Consider the following 2,409-nt stretch of genomic DNA (forward strand, 5'->3'; position numbering starts at 1 on the left):
CGTACAGGCCCACCCGCTCCTCGGGCTTCACCCCCTGCTTCACCAGGTGCCGCGCCAGCTGGTTCGCCTTCGCCTCCAGCTCCGCGTACCTCAGCTCCCTCCCCTCGAAGTCGACCGCCACCGACTCCGGCGTCCTCCTCGCCTGCGCCTCGAACGCCGAGTGCATCCCCACGCCCACCAGCGCTTCGGCCTTCGTCTCGTTCCACTCCACCAGCAACTGCTTGCGCTCTCCCTCCGTCAGCCAGGACAACGCTTCCACGGCCACGGCGGGACGTGCGACCACGTCTTCCAGGAGCACGCGCAGGTGCTCCACCATCCGCGCCATCGTTTCCGGCAGGAAGAGGTCCGCGTCGTACTCCAGGTAGCCCCGCAGGCCCTCCGCCGTCTCCGACACCTGCATCAGCAGGTCGAACTTCGCCGTGCGCGTATCCAGATCCAGGGCCTGCATCTTCAGGCCCTGCACCGTCACGGGCCCGCGAGAGGCGTTCTGCAGGACGAACATCGCCTGGAACAGCGGACTGCGTGCCATGTCACGCACGGGCTGGAGCGCCTCCACCAGCCGCTCGAAGGGCAGGTCCTGGTGCTCCGTCGCCCCCAGGACCGTCTCCCGCACCTGATGCACGAGCGCGCGGAAGGTCATCCCGGGCGCGAACCGGGTGCGCAGCACCAGCGTGTTCACGAAGACACCGATGAGCTCTTCCAGCTCCGCGCGCGTCCGGCCCGCCATCGGCGTTCCCACGCTCACGTCATCCTGTCCCGAGTACCGGGACAGCACCGTCTGCCACGCCGCCAGCAGCACCATGAAGAGCGAGGCCCCTTCCTTCCGGCCCAGCGCCTTCAAGGCCTCCGTCAGCTCGCGAGAGAACACGACGCTCCGCTGCGCCCCCCGGTAGGCCCGCATGGCCGGGCGCGGCTTGTCCGTCGGAAGCTCCAGCGCGGGCGGCGCGCCGCGAAGCTGCTCACGCCAGTACCCGAGCTGCTTCTCCAGCACCTCTCCCTGCAACCAGTCCCGCTGCCACGCCGCGTAGTCCGCGTACTGCATCCGCAGCGGAGCCAGCGGCGACGCCCCCCCCTGCGCGAACGCGCCATAGAGCGTCGCGACCTCTCTCACGAGCACGTCCAGCGACCAGCCGTCCGACACGATGTGGTGCATCGTCACCACGAGGACGTGACGCTGCTCCCCCAGCTTCAGCAACAGCACCCGCAGGAGCGGGCCGTTCGCGAGGTCGAAGGGACGAAGGATCTCCTTCTCGATGCGCTCCCGCGCCAGGGACTCGCGCTCGGGCTCGGCGGCCTGCGACAGGTCCCGCACCGCCATCGACAAGCCGACCTCTGGCCAGACGCGCTGGACCGGCCCGGCGGGCCCGTCCACGAACGTCGTGCGCAACGCCTCGTGGCGACGCACCACTTCCCCCAGTGCGCGCTCCAGCACGTCCACGTTCAGCGTGCCCTCCAGCCGCATCGCGACCGGCATGTTGTAGAGGGGGCTTCCCGGTTCGAGCTGATCGATGAACCACAGGCGCTGCTGCGCGAAGGACAAACCCTGCGGTGCGTTGCGCGACGTGCGCGTCAGACGAGGACCGCTGTGCTGGACGCCCTCCGCCAGCCGAGCAGCCAGGGCCTCCACCGTCGTCGCCTCGAACAGCACGCGCAGGGGAACTTCGCTCGCAAGTTCCACGCGCACACGCGACGCGACCTGCATCGCGAGCAGCGAGTGCCCGCCCAGCGCGAAGAAGTCGTCCTTCGCGCCCACCCGCGGCACCCGCAGCACCTCCGCCCAGATGGCCGCCAGCTTCGCCTCCCCCTCCGTGCGCGGGGCCACGTACTGGTGCGTGGAGGCCGGCGCCTCCGGCTCCGGTAGCCCCTTGCGCTCCACCTTCCCGTTCGCGTTGAGCGGCAGCGCCTCCAGCACCACCACTGCCCCCGGCACCATGTACTCCGGCAGCCGCTGGCGCAGGCTCACCTTCAGGGCGTCGGCGTCCAGCGTCGCGCCCGCCTTCGGCACCACGTACGCCACGAGCCTCTTCTCCGCTCCCTCCCCCTTCGCCACCACCACCGCTTCCTTCACCGCCTCCTGCTGCCTCAGCGCGGACTCCACCTCCCCCAGCTCGATGCGGAAGCCCCGCACCTTCACCTGGAAGTCCACCCGCCCCAGGTACTCCAGCACCCCGTCCCCTCGGTACCGCACCCGGTCCCCCGTGCGGTACATCCGGCTGCCCTCGGGGCCGTACACCTCCGGCAGGAACCTCTCCGCCGTCAGCTCCGGCCTCAGCAGGTACCCTCGCGCCTGCCCCTCCCCCGCAAGGAACAACTCCCCCGCCACTCCCACCGGCACCGGTTGCAGGTACCTGTCCAGCACGTACGCCCGCGTGTTGCTGAGCGGACGGCCGATGTTCGGCACCTCCTCCC

General features: G+C 70.4%; 1 protein-coding gene. It reads right to left on the reverse strand.

All coding sequences use genetic code 11. The features are described from left to right. Positions 1 to 2,401: condensation domain-containing protein (locus U8525_RS34210; RefSeq protein WP_374270933.1), on the reverse strand; the 2,401-nt coding region annotated here is incomplete at its 3' end. Between the last annotated feature and the right edge of the window lie 8 nt (positions 2,402 to 2,409).

Origin of the sequence: Corallococcus sp. RDP092CA (assembly GCF_041903675.1) — a bacterium.
Lineage (GTDB): Bacteria > Myxococcota > Myxococcia > Myxococcales > Myxococcaceae > Corallococcus.